Here is a 23294-nt window from a genome sequence, read left to right as displayed (position 1 = left end):
TTGCTTGATGTAATTTGCTTGATGTAATTTGCTTGATGTAATTTGCTTGATGTAATTTGCTTGATGTAATTTGCTTAATGTAATTTGCTTGATGTAATTTGCTTAATGTAATTTGCTTAATGTAATTTGCTTAATGTAATTTGCTTAATGTAATTTGCTTAATGTAATTTGCTTGATGTAATTTGCTTGATGTAATTTTTTGTTACGTTTTTTTAAATGGATATCTATCCGTATTAGCTTTACAAATGTACGTGTTTTTTCCGTACAACAAAATAAAATGCCAAATATTTTTATACTTATGCTAGAACGTCCTTTATTTAGCACAAAAGAAAAATTGTTTCATTAATCCTTTTTCACTAAGTTTGAAAGTAAATCCTTCTGATGGAAAAATACCGACAAATAATCGAAGTTCTCATTAAATTCCGAAACGAACGTGATTAGGAGCAGTTCCACGATTCTAAAAATCTGGTACTCCCTCGCTCCCGCGCGAAATGAAATTCGACGAAGTCAATCCTTTCGAGTAGTGAGTTAATCCAATAATCTTGTATAAGCGGTTTTGCACCCGAGCTAACTAAACTGAATAAATAACAGGTAATTTTATCTTCTTTTTAAACTATTTGTTCCACTCTACTTAATCAATTAATAACCTCAAAAATCGACAAATAGTAAAATTCCACAACCAAAACACCTGATTTACAAACTTTTACTTTAAATTTATACTATTCTTTCCGCTGTTCAAATACCACCTTGAGAGGAAAGCTATAGTTTGTGGCTCTTGTATGAGCATATTGGCTATAGTTTATAGTGTAACTTTTAAAACTATATAGGTATGAGAACAAGATTACTATTAGGACTACTGTGCTGCTGGGGCACCGTAGCCAATGCACAAGACTTTAAATTCAACAAGGCTTTTGCCTACGACTCTAACTCCGAGCGCGGACAATCCATTTATACGGCTTACAAAAAAGCCTATGAAAAATCGATTGCCGACTTAGTAGCAAAGCGCAATGCCATACTAACCGAAATTAACCAAGAAGGCACTGCCATTTCTAAAGTAACCGACGGTGAAAAGGAAATCAAAAAGCTCGAAACCGAGATTCGTGAACTCACCACCAGCTTAAAGACTTTAAACAACACCGAAGATTTTAAAAAGAAAACCTTTCATGCCTTTTTTGGGTCGCCGGAATCGGATGCGTTTTTTAATGTGATGTATTCGGAAGAACGCAGTGTAATCAACTTTTTGAACAACTCGGGCTTTAACTTAGGTAGTAAATCGGGTTCAGTATATACCGAATTGGCTTCGGGTAATATGAGTACGGTACGACTAAGCTTAGGCACCATGGTATCCAACAGCGCTCAGGAAGACCAAGCCGAGGCCAAAGAGGAAGAAGCCTTCCAACGCCTCTCTACCAGTGGCGGGAACACCGTATTAACCGTTGAATACCCTTTGTTGTATTGGAGCACCAAAGACAATCAGTACAATCTTATTTCCCGATTTATGGGCAAGGCCACAGCCGATTTCCCGGCCTTTGGTACCCAAACCAGTGACTTTGCCGGTAGCTTGGTAGCCGCTGTTGATGTGTATGTGGATGCCTCCACCTCTAACGGCGATATCCGATTGTATGCCAACTTTAACCTCAGCCGTATTTACGGCACCGAAGTCTTTAAAGAAAACTTAGGACTGGACAATGCCAATTTTAACTTTGGCAGACTGACCACCGGTGTGGTGATTAAAAATAAGTTCAACCTATCCGCCATGTTTAAAACCTTTAGCTCCGAAGAGTCATTGGAAAACCGCAACTTAATCATAGGCGGTGCTTTTATTTTTTAATCGAATTGCAGAACTCTCATTTTTGCAGCTCGAATCATAATGATTCGAGCTGCATTGCGAAAAACCGTAAAAGTTATTACAATTGGCTTTTTACATTTACTTCAAAATATAACCAAATACAAGTTTCATAAGATTTTTCTATTGGAAAGCTTGTTGATAATCCCTATTGGTGGGGATTGCAAGTGTGTGAGATTTTCATTATGTTTGGTAAAATTCATTGTAACAATTAAAATGGTAGACAAAAAAAGTTTATCGGAAAGGGATATTTGCTCTAAGTTTATTACGCCTGCTATTCAAAAAGCCGGTTGGAATATCCAAACACAAGTATTGGAAGAAGTTTCTTTTACCGATGGTAAAATATATGTTCGCGGAAAGCTAACCGCTCGTGGCGAACGCAAAAGAGCAGACTATTTGCTTTATTATCAAGACAATCCAATAGCTATTATTGAGGCTAAAGACAACAAACATTCAGTTCGTGCCGGAATACAGCAAGCGTTAAATTATGCCAGAATATTAGATATTCCCAGTGTATTCAGTAGTAATGGTGATGGCTTTATTTTTCATGACCGAACGGTTACTGATGAATCAATTGAAACCGAATTACCTTTAGACGCCTTTCCCTCTCCGGAAGTTTTGTGGTTAAAATACAAACACTACAAAGGAATTGTTACCCCTGAGGGCGAAAAGATTGCTATGCAAAAATACTTTTCTGACGGCTCAGGCAGAAAACCCAGATACTACCAACAAATTGCCATCAATAGGACTGTTGAAGCCATTGCTAACGGACAGAACAGAATTTTGTTGGTTATGGCAACGGGAACTGGTAAAACGTATACAGCTTTTCAAATCATTCACCGACTTTGGAAAAGCGGCGCCAAGAAAAGAATCTTGTTTCTGGCCGATCGAAATGCTTTGATTGACCAAACCAAACGGGGCGACTTCAAACATTTTAAAGATAAAATGACTGTTGTTAAAAACAGAATGATTGACAAGAGTTATGAAATTTATTTAGCTCTTTACCAAGGCTTATCGGGTGCTGATGAAGAAGCCAATGCTTACAAACAATTCTCCCCGGACTTTTTTGATTTAATTATTATTGATGAGTGTCACCGTGGTAGTGCCAAAGAAGACAGTGCTTGGCGTGAAATATTAACTTATTTCGGAAAAGCCACGCATGTTGGTTTAACTGCTACTCCTAAAGAAACTAAAGAAACCAGTAATACAGAATACTTTGGAGAACCGGTTTATACCTATTCCCTAAAACAAGGTATTGATGACGGATTCCTGGCTCCCTATAAAGTAGTTAGAATTGCACTAAACGTAGATGCCGAAGGGTATCGACCGGAACAAGGCAAAACCGATAAAGACGGTAACGCAATTGAAGACCGTATATACAACCGGAAAGACTTTGACCGCAGTTTGGTTATAGACGAACGTACCGACACAGTAGCCAAAAAAGTAACGGAATACCTCAAAGGTTTTGACCGTTTTGCCAAAACCATCATCTTTTGTGTGGATATTGACCATGCCGAACGCATGCGCAATGCTATTGCCCGTCACAATGCCGACTTGGTTGCCGAAAATTACAAATACGTGATGCAGATTACCGGCGATAACGATGAAGGTAAACGTGAGTTAGACAACTTTATCAACCCAGAAGAAAAATACCCGGTGATTGCCACAACATCTGAATTGATGACTACAGGAGTTGATGCCCAGACTTGTAAAGTAATCGTGTTGGATGCCAACATTAACTCGATGACCAAGTTCAAGCAAATTGTAGGTCGTGGTACGCGTATCAATGAAGAGTTCAATAAACTATACTTTACGATTCTTGACTTTAGAAACGCCACTGATAATTTTGCCGACCCTGATTTTGATGGTGATCCATTACGTGTAAAACCTATTACAGAGGATGTTGATTTGACAACAGTTACAGCAGAGGAAGAACAAGAAGAACAACCTATAATTGACGATATCACCGGCGATGAAATAATTATAGCACCGCCAAAAGTAAGAGAACCATCCGGCCATGAAGAGTATCAAAAAAGACCTAAACAATATGTCAATGGGGTTGACGTATCAGTATTGGTGAGTCGTGAGTTGTATTTTGACCATAACGGTAAACCCATAACAACCAGTTTAAAAGACTATACCAAAAGCATTATCCAACAAAATTTTGCTTCACTGGATGACTTCCTGTTGACGTGGAATAATGCCGTCAAGAAAGAAGCCATTATCAAAGAGTTGCAAGAACAAGGCGTTATGGTAGAAGCCTTGTATGAAGCAGTGGATAAGCAAGTGGATTTGTTTGATTTAATATGCCATGTGGCGTATGACCAACCACCATTGACCAGAAAGGAACGCGCCAACAATGTCAAAAAACGCAATTACTTTACTAAGTATGGCGACCAAGCCCGAAAAGTACTGGAAACCCTTTTGGATAAATATGCTGACGAAGGGGTAGAGAATATTGAAAGTATTGAAGTATTACGTGTCAAACCTTTTGACGAATATGGTTCCCCTATTGAAATTATTAGTGAATTTGGTAGTAAGCAAAAGTATTTAGAAGCAGTAAAAGAATTAGAAAACGAATTATATAGAAAAGCATAGATGGCATCAAATTATTTATCAAGATTAAGTCCAGGAGAAAGAGAAAAATTAATCCGAGACCTTTGGGAAATTCAGAATGGGAAATGTTTTATAACTGAAGAAAATATCGATTTAGAATTACATAAATCTATATTGGATATAGACCATGTAATACCATCAAAACTTGGAGGAAAAGACGACCCAAGTAATTTTGCCTTAACTTTTGCTTCAGCCAATCGTTCAAAACAAGCATCAGATTTAAAGCTTGCAAGAATTCTTCATAGATTTACTAAAATTCAGAATGAGTTTAAAGAAAAAGAGGATAGAAGTCCTAATCTTGACGATATTTTAAAAACTAAAAATGGTTCAAAATTTAGTCTTAAATTTAGAAGAGAAGATAATAATATTCTTTATTCTTTAGCACAAATAAGTAATACTGAAATTATCAAGGCTCCTATTCATAAAGATAAATTAAGTGGCTTAGAATACTTCTTTGCAGTTTTGCCAATTGAATTTGTATTCCATGATGATAAAATAAATCCTAGATCAATAGGCAATAACATTTCTAAATTGATTGATGAATTTTATCAAGGTAATCCCCAATTACATATTTCTTTGGGATGGATTGATATAAAGGATAATTCAGAATCTAAAGTTAAAATATTTGATGGACAACATAAGGCTGCTGCACAAGTTATGTTAGATGTTAAAGAAATTCCAGTTCGAATTTTTATTAATCCTAATGAGGATTTGATTATTCTAACCAATTTTAGAGCAGGTACAGTTTTACGACAGGTTGCATTTGACAAATCTGTTCAAAGACACTTGGGTAATACTTTGTATTATGATAGAGTAAAACGTTATCAAGATGAATTAAATTTGGGAGATGATAATTTAAATTTTTCGGAACGTGAATTAGTGAATTACTTCAAAGGGGAGTCAAGAGAATTGAAAAGATATATTTTAGATTCTGTTAGAGATGGAGTTACCAGAAACCCTGAAAACAAATTAATGGAATTTGTAGATATGGGAGGAAGAGCAAAAGAAAAGCCTATTTCTTATAGTTCAATTGAAAAAACATTTTATTCGTTCTTTATTTATCAAGATTTATTAGAAACACCAATTTCTCATAAGCTAGAAGAAGGAAATAACCCTCGAAGTTTAGAAAAAGAGCAAATAGTTCAATTAATGAACATTATTGCAGAAGAAATTTATATTGGAAAATTTGATTTAGAAATTGGAACATCGCGTTTGGAAAGTAAAATTCAAAACGACGGAGAAATTCCAATGGAACATATGAGAGCTTACAGAATGGGAAAAGAAGAAATTATGTATAATTGGCTTAAATATTTAAGTCAAATTGTACAATCTCATTTTATTTCACTTGGACACCCTGTTGATGAAAAAAAATTGTTTCAATATGAGTTTTCTGAAACACTTTGGAACAATATAAGAAACTACATCAATAATCTTTCAGCGTTACCATTGTGGACTAATAATGAATTATCCAATACTGTTTTTGGTGGTAAACAAAACTATCAATTTTGGCACACTATCTTTACAACTGGTTCTTCACCACAAGGAGTTAAAGTATTAGTTCAGCCTTTAAATTTAAATCAATTGCAAATACCTAGATCATAATGTCCAACATCTCCTCCATCTTAAAATCCATACAAACCATCATGTGGCAAGACACCGGACTAAACGGTGATGCCCAACGCATTGAACAACTCGGTTGGATGTTGTTTTTAAAAATATACTCCGATAAAGACAAAGAACTCGAATTATTAGACGACAACTATGTTTCTCCGATACCCGATGAATTCCATTGGGTAAAAGCCAAAGGCAACTGGGCGGGCGACGACGAAGGCATGACCGGTGATGAACTATTAGAATTTGTTGATAGAAAACTATTCCCTGCGCTGCGCAATATTGATGTGAGTACTGGAAACCGCCGTGCTTTGATTGTACGTGAAGTATTTGAAGGGAATAACAACTATATGAAAAGCGGCATCAACATTAGAAAAGTGTTGAACAAGCTCAACGAAATTGACTTTAACATTGCCAAAGACCGTCATGCGTTTGGCGAATTGTATGAAACCATCTTAAAAGGCCTGCAAAGTGCCGGAAAAAGTGGGGAGTTTTATACACCAAGAGCCATTACGAGTTTTATTACCGAAATGATTAACCCTCAATTGGGTGAAAAGATATTAGACCCTGCGTGTGGAACGGGAGGTTATTTAACCTGTGCCATTGAGCATTTAAAAGCGCAAGCCAATAGTATAGAAGACCGTAAGAGCATAGCCGAAAACGTAATGGGTTGGGAATACAAGCCACTGCCCTATTTGTTGGCTACGACCAACTTGATATTACACGATATGGAAGTCCCCAACATTCGTTTTGGGGATGCTTTAGACCAACCGTTATCTAACTTTACCGAAAAGCACCGAGTAAATGCCATCTTGGCCAACCCACCCTTTGGCGGTATTGTAGCCAACAATAACGAAAACAACTTTCCTCAAAACTTTAGAACCAAAGAAAGTGCCGACTTGTTCCTGATATTGATGATACACTTATTAAAACAAGGCGGAAGAGCGGGTATTGTATTGCCTGATGGTTCGTTAACAGGTGATGGCGTAAAACAACGCGTACGCCAAAAACTATTGGAAGAATGTAATTTGCACACCATTATACGTTTGCCTAACTCGGTGTTTCAACCGTATGCGACGGTAGCGACCAATTTGTTGTTTTTTACCAAAGGTTCGCCAACCAAAGAAATTTGGTATTACGAACACCGTTTGCCCGAGGGACAAAAAGCCTATAACAAAACCAAGCCAATACAAGCTAAGGAGTTTGAACCCATAAAAAAATGGTGGAACGACCGCAAGGAAAATGACATTGCTTGGAAAGTACCTATACAAACCATTATCGACCGCAATTACGATTTAGACATTAAAAACCCTACCAAGCAGGAAGAAGTTCACGAATATAGTAGTGTGGAATTAATGGAACTGCTGCATACCTCTTTTGAAAAAAGCAATAATTTGTTGAACCAACTAAAAGAAGCAGTGAAATGAGTTTAATGCGAATAAATGATTTGTTTCACTTTGAAAAAGGTAGTTTACAAAGTTCAAAATGTACTGAAGGTGAGTTTGACTTTATTACTGCTTCATCAGAATGGAAAACACATAATGAATATACACATAATTGTGAGGCTTTAGTGTTTGCAGCTGCTGCATCAGGTTCACTAGGAAGAACTCACTATTTAAATGGGAAATTCATAGCAAGTGATTTGTGTTTTGTAATTACCCCTAAAGATCCAATAAATTTTCCAATTGATTTAAAATTTTATCATATGATCTTTAATGAATTTAAAGATGATATTGTAAAAAACACAAAAGCAGGAACTTCTAAAGAAGCAATTGGATTAAAATCTTTCGGTAATTATAAATTACCTTATTTTCAAATAGATAAACAAGTTGAAACTAAAAATCAATTTGTTAAAATGCAATCTTCTAAAATAGATTTAAATTCCGAACTCACCCACCAACTCGACCTAATCATACAACTACGTCAGGCTTTTTTGCGTGAAGCGATGCAGGGTAAGTTAGTCAGCAGTGAAACTTTAGAGGTTAGCAGTGAAACCGGTCACGACTTGTTAGCTAAAATAAAAGCTGAGAAAGCACAACTCATTGCAGAAAAGAAACTCAAGAAAGAAAAAGAATTACCGCCTATTACTAATGAGGAAATTCCTTTTGAAATTCCTGAGCATTGGGCTTGGTGTAGATTGGGGGAGATTTGTTTGAAAATTACTGATGGAACACATCATTCTCCGACAAACACTCAAAGCGGTGAATATAAATATGTAACAGCCAAGAATATTAAAGATGAAGGAATTGATTTATCAAATATTACTTATGTGAATGAAAAAGTGCATAAAGAAATTTTTTCTAGATGTAATCCCGAAAAAGGAGACATACTTTACATTAAAGATGGAGCTACTACAGGTATTGTAACTATTAATAACTTAGATGAAGAATATAGTATGTTGTCAAGTGTAGCATTGCTAAAATTGTCAAATAGTTTATTTAATAAATATTTAATGTATTCTATGAGAAGCCCATTTTATTATCAAGCAACAAGAAATGAAATGTATGGAGTAGCTATAACTAGAGTTACTTTAGAGAAAATAAAGAATGCTATCATTCCACTTCCACCACTTAACGAGCAAGAGCAAATTGTGGCTAAGTTAGAGGAGTTAATGACGTTTTGTGATGGTTTAGAGAAGAGTATTAAGGAAAGTCAAAGGTATAATGAACTTTTGTTGCAGCAGGTTTTGAGGGAGGCGTTGCAGGGGAAAGAGGAGGTTTAATTAAAATATAAAGTATGGATATTAAAAGTTATAGAAAGCTGGTACTCGATAGCACTATCAAAGATAAATTGAATAGTTTGGAAGTTACTTTGAATTATCCTGTTTTAAATTACACTAAAGAGTTTAAAGGCATTCAATCGGTTTATAAATTTGTATTAGATCAAGTAATCCATTGGAATGAAATAGAAAATCTTCCAAACATTTTTATCCAATCTAAATCTCATTTTGAATATTTAAAAGCAAAATTAATTCAGTTATCTGATTATTTTAGTGAAAGTAATCAAAGTCAATTTGACCACTATTGGAATGATTTTTTATCCCACTTTAATAAAGAAAAGAATACTTCCAATACTTACAATTTTGTATATGATTGTCCTGAAACAGATTTTATATTAAAAATAAATACTACTAATCCTAATTACACACAGGGTTTAATTGACTTTACAATAGGGAAAAATATTAATTTTAATAACGGCAAAGATTATTTCATTGGCTTTCTTTATGGTTATGAATTTAAAAATCAAGATGATTCAGAAATTCTTCATCGTAGAAATAATGAAAAGCTAAGCTTAAGTAGAATAAGAGACAAGTATAATGAATACATTGTAGAAGCTGAACAACAACTAAATGGCTATTTATCTGATGCGAAAGATAATTTGACAGAGCACTTTGAAACAGTCGATAAATTAAAAACTGAAAAAAATAAAAATTTTGAAGATTGGTTTATCGGTATCCAAGAGGGTTTTGATACTTTTTTCAAAGAGTCGAGTGATTCCATAAAAAGCAATGAAGATTTATATAGAGAAAAATTACGTTTAGAAGCTCCCGCTCAATATTGGAAAGATAGAGCATTAAAACTAAAAGGTGAAGGAAACAAGCATCTAAACTGGTTGATTGGGGTTTCTGTAATAGCGGCAATTTTATTATTTACATTGTTGATGCTTTTAGGCACAGATTATTTTGAAACTGCATTTAACGATAATGTTAAAGGGATTAAATGGTCTATAATATTAATTACAATTGTTTCTCTTTTAGCATTTACCATAAAGATATTATCAAAAATGACTTTTAGTTCTTTTCACTTGTCAAGAGATGCTGAAGAGCGAGAACAACTAACTCATTTTTATTTGGCACTTAAAAAAGACACTACAATTGAACCAGAGGAGCGACAATTAATATTACAATCACTATTTAGTAGAGCTGATACTGGATTGTTAAAAGAGGACTCTTCCCCTACTATGCCATCTAATATTATTGAAAAGTTTACAGCTAAATAAAATACAATTATTTCATACTTTTGCTTAAAATGAGAACAGAAGTTAAAATAAATCCTAATCTTATCACTTGGGCAATAGCTCGGGCAGGATTTGACGTGGAAAAGTTTCTCGAAAACAACCCTAGTATTCAAAATTGGATTGAAGAAGTAAAGAAACCAACAGTAAAGCAACTAGAGGCTTTTGCTACTAGAGTTCATATTCCATTTGGCTATTTATTTATGCCAGAACCGCCAAATGAAAGCATTCCATTTCCATTTTTTAGAACCGGAAACAACAATACAGACAAAGTAAGTCTAAATGTATTTGACACCATTCAAATACTACAAAGACGACAAGATTGGATAACAGATTATTTAATAGATAACGACCATGAACCATTAACCTTCGTAGGGAAGTTTAATGAGAACACTAATGCGAATACTATAGTAGTAGATATCAGAAACACGTTGAGTTTACAAGCTAATTGGGCTTGTAATTTCGCTACTTTTGAAGATACATTAGCTTTCATAACACACAAAATTGAAGAAATTGGAATATTTATAAACTTTAATGGTGTGGTTGAAAACAATACTCATAGACCAATAAGTGTTGATGAATGCAGAGGGTTTGTGTTAGTAAATCAGCATGCGCCATTTATGTTTATCAATGCAGCAGATGCTAAAGCCGCCCAACTTTTTACAATTATTCATGAATTAGCTCATATTTGGTTAGGCGAAAGTGCCGGTTTTGACAATCAAAACTTATTACCAGCCAACGACCCAGTTGAAAAATTATGTGATGCTATAGCGGCAGAGTTTTTAGTGCCTGCAAGTTCTTTAATTGATATTTGGAAAGACAAGCCAAGTATCGAGTATGCAAGACGTTATTTTAAAGTAAGCCCAATAGTTATTGCTAGACGAGCAATGGACTTAGGGCTCATTACAAGAGGCGAATTCTTCACTTTCTATAATGGCTATATGGATAGCTTTAAACAAAAAAAAGAAAATCAAGGTAGCGGTGGTGATTTTTATGCAACGGCTCGTAAACGTGTTAGTGTTAGTTTTGCAACTTATGTGAATCAAGCTGTAAATCAAAACAAATTACTTTATCGAGATGCATATAAAATTACAGGGCTGAAAGGAGATACTTATCAAAAGTTTGTAACACAACATTTGCATTAATAGTATGACGGCGCCTTTCCTAATTGATAGTAACTTCTTTATTGAAGCTCACAGAACAACCTATCCATTTGATGTTGTACCAAGTTTTTGGCTAAAAGTTAAAGAATTGATCGCAGACGGAAAAATCATATCTATCGATAAGGTTCAAAAAGAGTTATTAAAAAACAATGATGAACTATCACAATGGTGTATTGATAATTTAGCTGATGATTTTTTTAAAGACACTACTTCTAGTGTTTTAAATTATGCATTACTTACAGGATGGGTTTACTCTAAATCAGACCAATACTCACAAGCTGCAATTAGTGAGTTTTTAGATGTTGATGAAGCTGATGCTTGGCTAATTGCATATGCAATGGCAAATGAAAATCAAATTGTAACTCATGAAACCAGCAGTCCTAATAGTCGAAAAAGAGTTATGCTTCCTGATGCCGCAAGTCCTCAAGGCATTACATGTATTAAAACGATAGATTTGTTTAGAGCTTTAGGTGTAACAATCTGACGAATGTGCACCCTCTCCAACAAAATAAAACTTTGTTCCTGTAAAGCTACTTCAACGAATAGACTGAAAAACTATTGGGTATTGTACAGAAGAAACAAAGACAAGAATATGATGGTGGTTGGAGAAATACTGTTGCCATATGAATTGTTTAAGCCAAATTATAAATCAAACTATTCCATTCTTGAAAACAGGTTACAAGAATCGGATGCGTTTGACCTGCAATTGGATTTTAAAACCGGAGATGTTTTAGAAATTGTTATGAATAATCATGATTATTTCACCAGAGCCGTTTATGGGTTTAAATACACCAAAAAAAATTGGAATCGATTTAAGATTGACACCTTTTATTTAATGGGACACTTTGATGAAATTAGGTTTGGAAAGCTAATAAACCATAAAAAGAAGGAGTAATTTTTATGCCATTATTTCTATTACTAATCTTCATTGCCTTACTATTTGTAGTCAACTTCTACAAAGCCAAAATCAAAGGCACTATTGGTGAACAAACCGTTGCCCTATACTTACATTCCTTAGATAAAAAGAAATACAAAGTACTGCACAATATTGTTTTAGAATCGGATGGCTACACCACACAAATAGACCATATAGTTATTTCTGATTACGGGATTTTTGTAATTGAAACTAAAAATTATAAAGGTTGGATATTCGGAAATGAAGAGGCGCAATATTGGACGCAGGTCATCTTTAACCACCGAGAAAAACTCTATAATCCCATAAAACAAAACCAAGGACATATCAAAGCCTTAAAAAAATGTTTGCCTGAGTTTCCCAATCTTATCTATACATCAATTATTGCATTTTCATCCAGAGCTACTTTAAAGGTACATACAACTACCAAGGTTGTATATACCGCTCGTTTGACAAGAACTATTAAACGATATTCCGTTAATAACCTACCAGCTACTGAAAAAGAAGCAATTGTTGAAAAAATCAAAGCGGCCAATAGCATTGCCACTTTTGACAAACGCAAGCACATCAAATCAATCCAGCAAAGAATCGAACAAAATGAAGCGCTCAAGAGAAAAGAAAAGTGTTCAAAATGCGGTGGTATTTTAGTAATGCGCCAAGGCAAATTCGGCATCTTTTTAGGCTGCACCAACTACCCCAAATGTACTAATACAATAAAATTACAATAACAACTGTAATAACCCTAATATAGAAAAGTACACATAAAATGAATAAGAAATGCATAATGATTTCAAACCCTGTGGCAAAACTAAACTTACGGATTTGCACACCTACACTCCTTAGCTTCCCCAAGATTAAAAAACAAACAAATTAGACCATTTATAAAATCAATATGAAAGTAGTTTAAACTAAAATTACTGTTTGGGACATAAAGTAAGAAGTTGCATTTAATCTTTGACAAACCCACTTTTTAAATAAATTACTGACAACTTAGTTAATAACATTTACTACTACTGTAAGTAAATAAAGATAAATTAAACTAATATTGTAATGACTACTAATTATGGGTTAATCTATTAAAGTTAACTTAAAAGTAAACAAAAAGTTTGGTAGTTAACTTATAAGTGAATACTTTTGCACACATAAAACACATAGGAAGTTATGATAAGGTATCATATTACTCCGTTGTATTAGAAAATGAAGAACACTCATTATTTGAGAATTTCATAGCCCAACACAATAATGCTAACAAAGAAAAACTTTACCATATAGTAAAGTGGTTAGAGGTTATAGGAAACAAATATGGCGCACAAACCTATTTATTTAGACCCGAAGGAAAAAATGCAGATGCTTCAGCTTTACCCCCTGTCGAAAACAGGAGTCCTTCTTACATTGAAAACGGAAAGAAAAAAGCCAATTCATTACGATTGTATTGTTTACGAGCCAACAATAATGTAGTATTCCTTTTCAATGGAGATATAAAAACCACTCAAAAAGCACAAGATTGCCCAAATGTCAGTAAACATTTTAATATGGCAAATCAAATTTCAAAAGCCATCGATCAAGCATTTATTGAAAAAGATATTCTTTGGAATGAAACACTAACTGATATTGTGTTCCACTCCGACTTGATGATTCAATTTTAACTATGAAAAACACAAAAAACAATATTATTTCTGATTGGTTGCAAGAAAACCAAAATCCTCAAATAGATAAATTAGTGGAAAAAAATCTGGCAATTGCCAACAAAATCCACCAATTGCTTGAGGAAAGAGGATTAAAGCCGGCCGACTTAGCCCGATTGTTAGACAAAAAACCTTCTGAAATAAGTAAATGGCTTACTGGCACACATACCTTTACCACTAAAACTATTGTAAAAATCGAAATAGCTCTAGGTGTTGATATCATCCATATTGAACCGCAAAAGGAATACATTTACTTCAAAGTAATGGTAAATGATAATGTGCTTCCGGAAGCATTAGATTTTGAACAATCCCACGTAGAGACAACTACAGACGGTGAAAAAAAAGCAATCTGATACAATGGCAAATGTAGTCATCCCCGAAAAAATTCATCTCTTGCAGATAAACTGGGTTAAAGAGCATAATGTTATTTTAAAAAATAAATTGGCTAAAAACCCGTCATACAACTTTCAGATGGCGCACAATATGATGCATAATCTTCAAAGTGAAGTGGTTAAAATTCGACTTTTTCTGGATATGAGTGGTGAAATAGAGGGTAAAACCATAAATCAGGGAGGGAATTACGAGTTAGATTTTTTATTCAAAATCGATGATTTAAAAGACCATTACAACATCATTGAGGGAAAACCTGTCTTCAGCGGTGTTTTTGTATCCACACTATTGGCAATAAGTTTTTCTACAATGAGAGGAATGCTTTTTATGCTTTGGAAAGACACTGTATTACAACAAGTCATCTTACCGGTAATATCTCCCCCTGAATTGTTAAGGAGTACCCGTAAAATAGCATAATAACGTTTTCAGTATTTTAAGTACTTGTCTTTATCAATTCCCGAATCCAACACCAAACCATTTGTAAATCATAATCATACCTAATAGCTTTACACCACAACGCTGTAAAACTATCGGTCATGAAAACAGTAGCTTCCACCCTTTTAGCCGACCTCAACCAACAATTAGCTGTCATCCACGACCAAACAATCAAGCCGGTCAAGTACAGCAAACAAGCCATAAGAGTAGTGGTCGAGGCAATCGAAAAACTCAAAGTAGCTATATCAGAGTACAACTTCAAATCCCAAAAAGAAGAAATTGAATTCTTTAAAAAAATCAAACCCAAATTCACAGCCAAACTCAGCTATTATACCCAAATCTACCAAATAGAAACCGGCAAAACGGGCAACAAAAACAAACACTACAAACACCACCTCAAGAAGTTAAACAAGTGGCACAAAAAAAATAACCATATCTGCCAATACCTCAAAGCCAAAAACACCTTTGCAGACAACCTCTATTTTTTACGCAACAACTTCGAGTGCCAACTCTCAGCCAACAACAACCTCCTGCAGGAAGCCTTTTTCACTACAGCCCACGACCAAACCGTAGCACTTTACAAAGCCAACAAAGCCCTAAAAAAATACCTGGAAAGTAAATTGAATAATACAAAACAACACTGGCAATCTTCCGCAAACTGCCTCACTTGGACAGCCCCCAAAGTTGCCCTCATCGAACTGCTCTATGCCCTTCACTCAGCCCAAGCCTTCAACAATGGTGACGCCTCCTTAAACCAAATAGCCCAAACCTTAGAAACGGTTTTCAACACCAAACTGGGCCAATACCACCGCTCCTATTACGAAATCTGCGCCCGCAAAACCATCGAACCCACCCACTTCCTCAACACCCTAAAAGAAAAACTAACCATCCGCATCTTCGAAACCGACGCCAAATAAAAAAATCCCTCTCACAAAAAGAGGGATCATTAAATAAAAGCAATCTAAACCCAAATCCTAATTCCCAAATCCCAAATCCTAATTCCCAAATCCTAATTCCTAATTCCTAATTCCCAAATCCTAATTCCTAATTCCTAATTCCTAATTCCCAAATCCTAATTCCCAAATCCTAATTCCTAATTCCTAATTCCTAATTCCCAAATCCTAATTCCTAATTCCTAATTCCTAATTCCCAAATCCCAAATCCTAAATCCCAAATCCTAAATCCTAAATCCCAAATCCTAATTCTCCACCACCCCCGCAACCAATCCCCTCATCACCGCCTCAGCCTCCCCCTCATCGGCACCATCAATAGTGGCAATGATATTCCAAACCAAATAACTCCAATCCGGATCTTTGTTCTTTTTTGGTCGCTTCTTTTTGGCGTAAGCCGAATGTCGGGCAACTGTCGTAGTAATCAAAACCACTCGCTTATCTTCTGCCGACCAGGTCAATTTCAAAACAGCGTCCTCATAAGCTACTACATAATCATAAATAACACTGTAATCCTCTTCCGTATCACACAAATCCAAAAAGTCATGTACAAAGTCATCCAAACTGTCTCGAGCAACTTGTCCTACCACACTGCTGTCGATAACTGCAGTCAAACAACTATCCTGCTCTGTCATTATAGCCAAAACTCGGTTTTCAGCAGCATTACTAAATTCATAAGGAACATTCTTATGCAAATCAGTAAACGAGGAGTTATTATTAGCAATAGAAGTCAATGTAGTAACGATACCGTTAAAAGTAGACGGCAAACTATCGGCATAATAATACGTGAGCAACAATTCGTTGTGCACTTGTCCCACATCATCGTAGGGATTAGCCGCATTACGGGCATCCAAATCATATCCCAAATCAACCAATCGATAAAAAGAATGATTGTCAATGGGTGCTTCTGCAGTCAATTCGGAAGAACTGCAAGAAATAAATAAAGAAAAAAGAAAAAAACATAAGCTAAAAAACTTCATGATGTAATGTTTTAAAATGAAACTGATTTTCTCAGTTCATTTCGCCCGGGGTACTCTGAACAACTCTTGGGTATATGCGCAAACCCTTCTGAATTCAAAGCAAAGCTATCGGGCTAATCCAAGGCAAACAAGCCAACTTCCATTCCATTCCCGAATTGAAAATCTTGTATTCCCGAATGAAACACCTACAGTTTCTAAACAAGTCACATACTATCAACCCTTTAAAAAGCAAAGCATGCTTAAGCGACACTTGTAATTTTTAAACCCAATCATCACATCCTTTTTAGTAATTTAGCTACATTTTAGGAATTGTTTAATCTCAGGTATCATGCAAACTTTACAACAAAAAATCGCCAAAAAGCTAGTCTATTTTATTTTACTGGTATTGTGTTTACAACCGGGGATTACCTTTGGTGAAATAAGCAAAGCATCAAGGGTTTTACGCTTAAACAGTAATGGAGTAATGTATAGTCTTAAAAAAGACAAATTGATCTACAGTCCCGGAGAAGAAAGTACACTAAACAATCAAAAATCATCAAACAGTTGGAAAAAAATAGCAGACACTTACCGAGCAAAAATGTATAAAGCCAATAAGAATGAAGTATTGAAATATGCCGACAGCATGCTTTGGGCAGCGCAAAAAACAAAAGACAACAAATGCATTGGGGAAGCTTACCTTACCAAAGGCGTCATGCATTACAATCAAAAAGAGTTAAACAAGGCACTGGACAACTACCTTCTGGCAGACCAATACATCATAAAAACCAAAGACCAATATAACATACACAAAACCAAATACGCCATTGCCAACACCAAATATTACTTAGGGTTCTACCATGAAGCCAAAGCATTGTTAAAAGAATGCCTCGACTATTTTGAAGAAGAAAACGACTTGGCCTATTTAAACACTATATATGCTCTGGGTTTGTGTTACAACAAAATGGGAGAGTACAACAAAACAACGTATTACAATAAATTAGGATTAAAAACCGGAAAAGAATACCAAATCACGGAAATGGAACCTTATTTCAAGCACTCGGAAGGGATCAATCTTTACTTCAAAAAAAACTACAATAAAGCCATCAGCCACCTCAATGAGACCATTCCGTTTTTAAAACAAAAAAAGGATTTTGCCAACGAAACTGTGGCCGACTTTTATATCGGTAAAAGTTATCTGAAATTAAACAATACCAACAAAGCCATTAACTACTTCATCAAAGTGGATAAAGCTTTTGCAGTACACCATTACACCCGTCCCGACCTAAGAGAGAACCATGAAATATTAATTAATCACTTCAGCAAACAACAAAACACCCAAGCCCAACTCAAATACATCAACAACTTGCTCAAAATCGACAGCACCCTGAGCCACAACTACAAATACTTATCTCAAAAAATCCACAAAGACTACGACACTAAAAAGCTCTTAGAAGCCAAAAACGATTTGGAACAATCATTAATAACCAACAAAAAAGTGGGGGTTTCAGTGATAACAGTCATGTCACTAACAATAGTATTACTATTCAACCAACATGTAAAAAGTAAAAAACGCATGAAACAAAAGTTCGACGAATTCATGCGCAACAGCAATACTAAAATAGCCCCAACACCAATTAATTACGAAAACATCACACTTGACATCAATCCCGAATTAGTCGAGAGCATCCTCAAAAACCTCGAAAAATTCGAAGAAAAACACAAATACCTCGAAAAAGACATGACCATGGTCAAACTGGCTCCGGCACTAAAAACTAATGCCAAATACGCCGCCAAAGTCATCCTAAAATACCGGGGCAAAAAATCCATCGATTACATAACCGACCTCAAAATCGACTACATCATAAACCTACTCAAAACAGAAAACAAATACCGCAACTACACCAACAAAGCCCTCGCAGAAGAAGTAGGCTTCAACTCCACCCAAAAATTCACCAAAGCCTTCAAACAAAAAACAGAAATGTCCCCAACCTTCTTCATCCAACAACTAAAAAAATCCTAACCCATAACTGTCATTCCCAGCCTGTCATTCCCGCGAAGGCGGGAACCCAAACCCAAAACCCGTAACCCGCAACCCGTAACCCTCACCTGTCATTCCCGCAAAATCAGGAACCCAACCCTCTGTGAATCTCCGTGAACCTCCGCGAATCTCTGTGTAACCCGAAACCCGAAACTCGCAACCCGAAACCCGTAACCCTCACCTGTCATTCCCGCAAAATCAGGAACCCACCTCTGTGTATCTCCGTGAACCTCCGCGAATCTCTGTGTAACCCGAAACCCGAAACTCGAAACCTGCAACCCTCACCTGTCATTCCCGCGAAGGCGGGAACCCCCTTCTGTCCCCCTTCTGAAACCACCCCAACCAATAAGCCCATTTTTGTCCCAACCAAAAACAAACGCTTATGGACTTCCTAACCTTATTTCTGACCAAAGGCCAATCAGACAATCTCAATCCTTCCCACATCAGCCTTTACCTAGCCATCTACCATTGCTGGCAACAAAACAACAAAACCAACCCAATCAGCATCTCCAGCACCGAAATCATGAAACTCAGCAAAATCAACTCCCGAGCCACCTACCACAAATGCCTAAAAGACCTCCACAACAAACAATACCTAAACTATTCCCCTTCCTTCAACCCCTTCAAAAGCAGCCAAATCCAACTTGTCATTCCCGCGTAGGCGGGAACCCACCCTCTGTGCATCTCTGAAAATCTCCGTGAATCTCTGTGTAACCCTGTCACCCTGAACTAAGCCTGCCCTGTGCGCAGTCGAAGAGCCAACCCGAAACCCGCAACCCGTAACTCGCAACCCTCTCCTATCTTTCCCTCGCAGGCGGGAACCCACCTCAGAACCTCAGAACCTCAGAACCTCAGCAACTCAGCAACTCAAAAAAAAACCCAAGCCTCTCAGCCTGGGTCAAAAACAGTCGCAACTATTTTTCGTGCTTCTTAAGGATACACTTCAGTATCGTCGAAATCGTAAAACTGACTATCGCTCCTATAGCCGCTAACACAGCGGTTCGGGTCAAGTCCTCAGTCGTAATATTCGACACTACACTTAAAAAGGTTCCTCCTGCAGTACCAAACAAAACCGAATGATTGTTAGTCATTCTTTTTAGCGGGATCTGCATTCTCAGATTCGGTAGTTAGCTGACTCACAGCGGTAACTACACCACCGGCTACGGCAACATATCCACCAAGGGTAGTTACTATAGCAGGCAAAGCAACGGGCGCTGTTAAGATGGCACCGCCAACAGCAACCAAAGCCAATCCTACAGTTCGAAGCACTTTAAAAAACTTGGGAGTGGGAGCTTTCGCTCTTTTTACTACATTCATAATTAAAAGTATTAATGAATTTTTAAAACCACACTCTCACCTCGGTCAATAGCCCCGTAAACTTTAGTCTTAAGCAACTCAAAAGCCTTTCTCGATCCAAGTCCGGTGCCAAACCCGGTAAGTTGTGTAACAGGAGCAATACAGCCTTGCAATTCTTTCAACGCATAGTTGGCAGGATGAAACAGGATAAATTGCCTGTTAGGTACATCCCTAACCTCCATATGCCATCGATATTTCGCGCTATACCGCTTAACAATAAAATAGTCCCCTTCCGGTATACAGGAAACCCTTTTGGAGTTATCCCTCCATGGCAATTCAATCGTATAACAAATCAATTCACCATCACATTCCAGTCTCCCATTAGTACCATCGGGGGAATAAGTTCGGGTCAATACTAACTTCATTGCGCTATTGCGTTTATCAAACTGAAGTTACCGAAGTCCATTATACACCACTGTCAACGGACAAAATGGAAAGCGGATTGTAAGCACCGTTTTTCAAAGGATAGTTGGTACCGTTGACTTCTTGATAAAACTCCACACCAACAGCTAAAAACAATGGTTTGGTACTGTTGGGAGTAACCGTATTGGTGTGCGTAATTAAAGTTGTCGGGGTACTGTCCCAAGGCAAAATCGCCGTCTCTGAGGTAGCAACCACATGCGATTCAGCCTCAAAGTCCAATTCAGCCCCACCCGAAATAATCTTAAAATGGGTGGTTCCTGCCGGAGCGGCAATCATATTGATCGGCACAAAAGAAGGAATCTCTAAAGTGATTTCCCCTGTAACACGATCAATATTCGGAGTCGTTGGAGCATACAAACTGTTGCTCAATTTACCGTTACTGTTGAACTCAAATCCAATCAGTAATTCGGTCTCCCCGTCAATAACGTTGCGCTGCCCTCTGTCACTAACCGTATCAGCTTTGATAACTTTCATCATCGCTTGGGTCAAACGCCCAACCATACGGCTATCAGCAGTGTTTAACAACAATGGTCGCAAAGCGGTGCGCAATACTTTACCGGCTTTACCGGCTCTGCCAAACTCGCTGTTGTTTTCGCGAGTACGTTGAAAAGCGGGATCACTGGCAATCCTGTTAGCCTCGATAACACTTTTCTCTTTTACAAGGTATCCGTCCTTGGTTTTATAAAAGGTAATATCGCCGATAGTACCCTTTACTTTAAATATGCCTTTCTGTCTGGCCATGATTTCTAAAATTTAAAAATGAATAAATCGAAATGTTGTAAGGTACATTTCACCAAACCTCGGAATCCGTTTTTTTGATGCATCTGTAATCCGAATTACACCACAAAGCTTATAAACAACACGTAACCAACAAAATAGCACGAACCAATAAGGACCAATAAGGCCTATCGAATACCTTTTAATCCCATCGAAAATTATAAAATGTAATATTTTATTTATATTTTTGAGTTACCCAAAAAGGGTACAGGAGTAAACAAAGAAATTCTATGGCCAAACCTGAACCTAAAAGAATTTGTATTTACCCCAAAGACGTTCAAAGAATTACCGGAAGAGGATACCGCTATTCTCGCCTGTTACTGGTAGAAGTCAGAAAGCATTATAACAAACAGCCACACCATTTGGTAGCTGTAGAAGAATTTTGCCAATTCACCGGACTGAAACTGGAACACGTAATGCCTTTAATCGTCGGGTAACCACAAACTCAACCTACGAGTTACTCTAGCGTTAAACCAAATCAAACCTGTTTAAAAAATAAACAACTTCAATAAGCAATGGTATAGTATCTTTAGGATTAAGAACCGTACTTGTATAGCTGTAAATAGGATTTATTTAATAATCTGTATAGTTATTTCAGGACGGGTCATACTTCGTACTTTGTACTTTGCACTTCGTACTTCTCCCATATCTCCTCCCTACTAAAGCCCTACTTAGTATATGAGTAGTATATCAAAACATGCATTATGTAAAATAGCAACTGTGTTGTATTTCACTATAAAAAATCATTTCTTAATCTAGGTTAAGTGACTAATACCTTTATCCATAATACCTTTGTATCATACTATTAAATAGTCATTGTTTAACCTAAAAATAAAATTATGTCAAAAGTAAACTGGGCCATAGACCCAACCCATTCAGAAATCGGTTTCAAAGTAAAACACATGATGTTTACCAATGTATCAGGTAAATTCGACGCCTTTACAGCCGATATAGTAAACGAAGAAGCGCATTTTGAAACTTCCGATATTCGTTTCACAGCCGAGGTAAAATCAATCAATACCGGAAATACCGATCGCGACAATCACCTGCGCAGTGCCGACTTCTTCGACACCGATACTTTCGGTACCTTAACCTTTAAAAGCACCGCAATCCAGAAAGTAAACGAAGGACAATACGAAATTAAAGGTGATTTAACGGTGAAAGACGTAACCAAAAACATCACACTTAATGCGGAATACAGCGGCTTAATGAATGACCCTTGGGGAAATACCAAAATCGGATTATCACTAACCGGTACTATCAACCGCAAAGACTTCGGACTTACCTGGAATGCCGCTTTGGAAACAGGAGGCGTTTTAGTAGGTGAAGACATCAAACTTAACGCAGAAGTACAGTTTGTAAAGCAATAAAACAAAACGGAAATAACCACAATAAAATGATTATCAATTGAAAAATTGGTAATCATTTTTTTTTCTGCATCAAATAGGATAACTTCAGCGAATCTGATTGGTACAATTAGTTTTCAAAGATTGAAAATAACTCGAGACGTCAACCTAACAGAGCCATACTAAAAATCTGTTGTTATTTCAAAAGTCCTTGCTACCAATCAACCCACGACACGGTGGCTTAGTATGCGGAATAGTCGTTCAAATGTGTGGAGTAACCTCATACTTTATGGCATTTCACGACGTAGCTAAACCGTAATTTAATTTGTTGTGTTATTAATACATTTTTATTCCCGGCAGACCAAGAAAGCCAATGCAAGCTGCCCTAGCCTCCGCCACAGACTCGGAATTATTAGAAAGAGTAAACAGAGTAGTAGCTCTCAAAGCCTGGACAGCATCACGCTTCCGTTACCTCAACCTTCTCCAACTCGAAATCAGGAAACGCAATTGGGACAATAGCCTATTTCTCGGTCAGCATACCGAAATAGATTTACCTGTGTTCCGCTTGCATCAAAAAGTAGCACTCGTTAACCAAATGTTAGTACCACTGCTATAAGGAAGACTGATCATATTTAGTCCTATTACACCATCCCGTCAATTCGAGTGGCTTTCACGTAACGCAGTGGAGGGAAAATTGACACGAGGCGTAGCCGAATTGAGCGAAGCACTCGAGGCGAAGCCGACTGCCGAAGGAAATCGAGAACCTTTGTTC

The 23294-nt window shown here is 36.7% G+C and carries 24 protein-coding genes; 19 read left to right on the top strand and 5 right to left on the bottom strand.

The features are described 5' to 3' along the window. The first annotated feature begins 829 nt into the window (after positions 1-829). The 14 genes from Q0M21_RS02675 to Q0M21_RS02610 all read left to right on the top strand — a co-directional run bounded on the left by Q0M21_RS02675 (position 830) and on the right by Q0M21_RS02610 (position 15590). Positions 830-1831 (top strand): hypothetical protein, encoded by a 1002-nt coding sequence (locus Q0M21_RS02675; RefSeq protein WP_295334365.1) that lies wholly within the window; start codon positions 830-832, stop codon positions 1829-1831. A gap of 231 nt (positions 1832-2062) precedes the next feature. Further along, a complete protein-coding gene (gene hsdR, locus Q0M21_RS02670) occupies positions 2063-4444 on the top strand; it encodes an EcoAI/FtnUII family type I restriction enzme subunit R (protein ID WP_295334363.1) in 2382 nt (793 codons plus the stop codon). Continuing rightward, on the top strand, positions 4445-6064 hold the full coding sequence (locus Q0M21_RS02665) for an HNH endonuclease domain-containing protein (protein ID WP_295334361.1): 1620 nt from the start codon (positions 4445-4447) through the stop codon (positions 6062-6064). It begins immediately after the preceding gene. Further along, complete coding sequence (locus Q0M21_RS02660; protein ID WP_295334358.1) at positions 6064-7500, top strand: N-6 DNA methylase; 1437 nt, start codon at positions 6064-6066, stop codon at positions 7498-7500. The genes Q0M21_RS02665 and Q0M21_RS02660 overlap by 1 nt, the downstream gene beginning before the upstream one ends. Further along, positions 7497-8795, top strand: coding sequence for a restriction endonuclease subunit S (locus Q0M21_RS02655; RefSeq protein ID WP_295334355.1), 1299 nt, complete (start codon positions 7497-7499; stop codon positions 8793-8795). Before Q0M21_RS02660 ends, Q0M21_RS02655 begins: the two co-directional genes overlap by 4 nt. Positions 8796-8809: 14 nt before the next feature. After that, entirely contained in the window at positions 8810-10072 is a 1263-nt protein-coding gene (locus Q0M21_RS02650; RefSeq protein WP_295334352.1) for a DUF6161 domain-containing protein, read from the top strand. Positions 10073-10101: 29 nt separating this feature from the next. Then, positions 10102-11232 (top strand): ImmA/IrrE family metallo-endopeptidase, encoded by a 1131-nt coding sequence (locus Q0M21_RS02645; RefSeq protein WP_295334348.1) that lies wholly within the window; start codon positions 10102-10104, stop codon positions 11230-11232. Between the two features lie 4 nt (positions 11233-11236). After that, positions 11237-11734: a DUF4411 family protein gene (locus Q0M21_RS02640; protein ID WP_295334345.1), complete on the top strand. Its 498-nt coding sequence runs from the start codon at positions 11237-11239 to the stop codon at positions 11732-11734. Between the two features lie 81 nt (positions 11735-11815). Then, complete coding sequence (locus Q0M21_RS02635; RefSeq protein ID WP_295334342.1) at positions 11816-12145, top strand: hypothetical protein; 330 nt, start codon at positions 11816-11818, stop codon at positions 12143-12145. 5 nt (positions 12146-12150) lie between these two features. Beyond that, positions 12151-12891: an NERD domain-containing protein gene (locus Q0M21_RS02630; RefSeq protein WP_295334339.1), complete on the top strand. Its 741-nt coding sequence runs from the start codon at positions 12151-12153 to the stop codon at positions 12889-12891. Positions 12892-13287: 396 nt separating this feature from the next. Further along, positions 13288-13809 (top strand): hypothetical protein, encoded by a 522-nt coding sequence (locus tag Q0M21_RS02625; RefSeq protein ID WP_295334336.1) that lies wholly within the window; start codon positions 13288-13290, stop codon positions 13807-13809. Positions 13810-13811: 2 nt separating this feature from the next. Then, on the top strand, positions 13812-14201 hold the full coding sequence (locus tag Q0M21_RS02620; protein WP_295334333.1) for a helix-turn-helix transcriptional regulator: 390 nt from the start codon (positions 13812-13814) through the stop codon (positions 14199-14201). Between the two features lie 4 nt (positions 14202-14205). Then, on the top strand, positions 14206-14655 hold the full coding sequence (locus Q0M21_RS02615; RefSeq protein WP_295334331.1) for a hypothetical protein: 450 nt from the start codon (positions 14206-14208) through the stop codon (positions 14653-14655). A 119-nt stretch (positions 14656-14774) separates the two neighbouring features. Next, positions 14775-15590, top strand: coding sequence for an RteC domain-containing protein (locus Q0M21_RS02610; RefSeq protein ID WP_295334326.1), 816 nt, complete (start codon positions 14775-14777; stop codon positions 15588-15590). 281 nt (positions 15591-15871) lie between these two features. Here the strand turns inward: Q0M21_RS02610 and Q0M21_RS02605 are convergent, their stop codons facing one another. Further along, positions 15872-16603: a hypothetical protein gene (locus Q0M21_RS02605; RefSeq protein WP_295334323.1), complete on the bottom strand. Its 732-nt coding sequence runs from the start codon at positions 16601-16603 to the stop codon at positions 15872-15874. A gap of 328 nt (positions 16604-16931) precedes the next feature. Here Q0M21_RS02605 and Q0M21_RS02600 point away from each other — a divergent pair, with 328 nt between their 5' ends. Further along, a complete protein-coding gene (locus Q0M21_RS02600) occupies positions 16932-18602 on the top strand; it encodes an AraC family transcriptional regulator (protein ID WP_295334320.1) in 1671 nt (556 codons plus the stop codon). Positions 18603-19002: 400 nt separating this feature from the next. Then, positions 19003-19281 (top strand): hypothetical protein, encoded by a 279-nt coding sequence (locus Q0M21_RS02595; RefSeq protein WP_295334317.1) that lies wholly within the window; start codon positions 19003-19005, stop codon positions 19279-19281. Positions 19282-19534: 253 nt separating this feature from the next. Here Q0M21_RS02595 and Q0M21_RS02590 read toward each other — a convergent pair whose 3' ends face one another. The 4 genes from Q0M21_RS02590 to Q0M21_RS02575 are packed head-to-tail and all read right to left on the bottom strand — an operon-like array spanning position 19535 to position 21140. Next, positions 19535-19711 carry a hypothetical protein gene (locus tag Q0M21_RS02590; RefSeq protein ID WP_295334314.1) on the bottom strand — a complete coding sequence of 59 codons (177 nt, stop codon included), beginning with the start codon at positions 19709-19711 and terminating at the stop codon, positions 19535-19537. Next, positions 19704-19937, bottom strand: a complete 234-nt coding sequence (locus Q0M21_RS02585; RefSeq protein WP_295334311.1) for a hypothetical protein — start codon at positions 19935-19937, stop codon at positions 19704-19706. The genes Q0M21_RS02590 and Q0M21_RS02585 overlap by 8 nt, the downstream gene beginning before the upstream one ends. Positions 19938-19948: 11 nt before the next feature. Beyond that, positions 19949-20341, bottom strand: a complete 393-nt coding sequence (locus Q0M21_RS02580) for a DUF5675 family protein (protein ID WP_295334309.1) — start codon at positions 20339-20341, stop codon at positions 19949-19951. Between the two features lie 40 nt (positions 20342-20381). Further along, complete coding sequence (locus Q0M21_RS02575; protein ID WP_295334306.1) at positions 20382-21140, bottom strand: hypothetical protein; 759 nt, start codon at positions 21138-21140, stop codon at positions 20382-20384. 266 nt (positions 21141-21406) lie between these two features. On the opposite strand from Q0M21_RS02575, the gene Q0M21_RS02570 reads away from it, so the two are divergent. From Q0M21_RS02570 to Q0M21_RS02560, 3 genes are all read left to right on the top strand, one after another. Then, the gene (locus tag Q0M21_RS02570) at positions 21407-21613 is read left to right on the top strand and encodes a hypothetical protein (RefSeq protein ID WP_295334304.1); all 207 of its coding nucleotides are present in this window, start codon (positions 21407-21409) and stop codon (positions 21611-21613) included. Positions 21614-22015: 402 nt separating this feature from the next. Next, positions 22016-22546, top strand: a complete 531-nt coding sequence (locus Q0M21_RS02565) for a YceI family protein (RefSeq protein WP_295334301.1) — start codon at positions 22016-22018, stop codon at positions 22544-22546. Positions 22547-22895: 349 nt separating this feature from the next. Continuing rightward, on the top strand, positions 22896-23138 hold the full coding sequence (locus Q0M21_RS02560) for a hypothetical protein (RefSeq protein WP_295334298.1): 243 nt from the start codon (positions 22896-22898) through the stop codon (positions 23136-23138). Positions 23139-23294 lie beyond the last annotated feature (156 nt).

The organism is Flavobacterium sp. (genome assembly GCF_024710485.1).
Lineage (GTDB): Bacteria > Bacteroidota > Bacteroidia > Flavobacteriales > Flavobacteriaceae > Flavobacterium.
Note: the sequence above shows the minus strand (reverse complement) of the source record. Positions and strands in the feature narration are given on the sequence as shown.

Bases quoted from the DNA above. Each gene is read 5' to 3' on its own strand.
- Q0M21_RS02580 (WP_295334309.1), bottom strand. From the start codon at position 20,341: ATGAAGTTAGTATTGACCCGAACTTATTCCCCCGATGGTACTAATGGG.
- Q0M21_RS02615 (WP_295334331.1), top strand. From the start codon at position 14,206: ATGGCAAATGTAGTCATCCCCGAAAAAATTCATCTCTTGCAGATAAAC.
- Q0M21_RS02675 (WP_295334365.1), top strand. From the start codon at position 830: ATGAGAACAAGATTACTATTAGGACTACTGTGCTGCTGGGGCACCGTA.
- Q0M21_RS02600 (WP_295334320.1), top strand. From the start codon at position 16,932: ATGCAAACTTTACAACAAAAAATCGCCAAAAAGCTAGTCTATTTTATT.
- Q0M21_RS02560 (WP_295334298.1), top strand. From the start codon at position 22,896: ATGCAAGCTGCCCTAGCCTCCGCCACAGACTCGGAATTATTAGAAAGA.
- Q0M21_RS02620 (WP_295334333.1), top strand. From the start codon at position 13,812: ATGAAAAACACAAAAAACAATATTATTTCTGATTGGTTGCAAGAAAAC.
- hsdR (WP_295334363.1), top strand. From the start codon at position 2,063: ATGGTAGACAAAAAAAGTTTATCGGAAAGGGATATTTGCTCTAAGTTT.
- Q0M21_RS02565 (WP_295334301.1), top strand. From the start codon at position 22,016: ATGTCAAAAGTAAACTGGGCCATAGACCCAACCCATTCAGAAATCGGT.
- Q0M21_RS02655 (WP_295334355.1), top strand. From the start codon at position 7,497: ATGAGTTTAATGCGAATAAATGATTTGTTTCACTTTGAAAAAGGTAGT.
- Q0M21_RS02665 (WP_295334361.1), top strand. From the start codon at position 4,445: ATGGCATCAAATTATTTATCAAGATTAAGTCCAGGAGAAAGAGAAAAA.
- Q0M21_RS02645 (WP_295334348.1), top strand. From the start codon at position 10,102: ATGAGAACAGAAGTTAAAATAAATCCTAATCTTATCACTTGGGCAATA.
- Q0M21_RS02605 (WP_295334323.1), bottom strand. From the start codon at position 16,603: ATGAAGTTTTTTAGCTTATGTTTTTTTCTTTTTTCTTTATTTATTTCT.
- Q0M21_RS02640 (WP_295334345.1), top strand. From the start codon at position 11,237: ATGACGGCGCCTTTCCTAATTGATAGTAACTTCTTTATTGAAGCTCAC.
- Q0M21_RS02595 (WP_295334317.1), top strand. From the start codon at position 19,003: ATGGACTTCCTAACCTTATTTCTGACCAAAGGCCAATCAGACAATCTC.
- Q0M21_RS02585 (WP_295334311.1), bottom strand. From the start codon at position 19,937: ATGAATGTAGTAAAAAGAGCGAAAGCTCCCACTCCCAAGTTTTTTAAA.
- Q0M21_RS02575 (WP_295334306.1), bottom strand. From the start codon at position 21,140: ATGGCCAGACAGAAAGGCATATTTAAAGTAAAGGGTACTATCGGCGAT.
- Q0M21_RS02570 (WP_295334304.1), top strand. From the start codon at position 21,407: ATGGCCAAACCTGAACCTAAAAGAATTTGTATTTACCCCAAAGACGTT.
- Q0M21_RS02630 (WP_295334339.1), top strand. From the start codon at position 12,151: ATGCCATTATTTCTATTACTAATCTTCATTGCCTTACTATTTGTAGTC.
- Q0M21_RS02610 (WP_295334326.1), top strand. From the start codon at position 14,775: ATGAAAACAGTAGCTTCCACCCTTTTAGCCGACCTCAACCAACAATTA.
- Q0M21_RS02660 (WP_295334358.1), top strand. From the start codon at position 6,064: ATGTCCAACATCTCCTCCATCTTAAAATCCATACAAACCATCATGTGG.
- Q0M21_RS02590 (WP_295334314.1), bottom strand. From the start codon at position 19,711: ATGACTAACAATCATTCGGTTTTGTTTGGTACTGCAGGAGGAACCTTT.
- Q0M21_RS02650 (WP_295334352.1), top strand. From the start codon at position 8,810: ATGGATATTAAAAGTTATAGAAAGCTGGTACTCGATAGCACTATCAAA.